1 pseudogene is annotated in these 249 nt (G+C 53.8%); it reads right to left on the reverse strand.

The features are described from left to right. A pseudogene (etp, locus tag KI356_RS28910) lies at positions 1-249 on the reverse strand (protein-tyrosine-phosphatase Etp); the annotation flags it as partial.

A 249-nucleotide genomic window follows, 5' to 3' on the forward strand; every position in this document is an offset into this window, starting at 1 on the left:
CCTCGGGAGCGATTGCGGTAACCTGAGCAATATGTTCCGACTCCATTGCCAGAATCAGATCGTAATTTCGTGCCATCTCAGCAGTGAGCTTACGTCCGGCATGTCCTTCAAGAGATACGCCATGATTAGCGGCAACATCTGCTGCTGTCGCATCTGCAGGGTGTTTTACCAGACCATGAACACCTGCCGATTTGACTTTTACGCCTGGCAGACGTTTACGCAGCAAGCGCCCGCCAATGGGCGAACGGC

It is taken from the genome of Bacillus hominis (assembly GCF_018332515.1).
Classification (GTDB): domain Bacteria; phylum Bacillota; class Bacilli; order Bacillales; family Bacillaceae_G; genus Bacillus_A; species Bacillus_A hominis.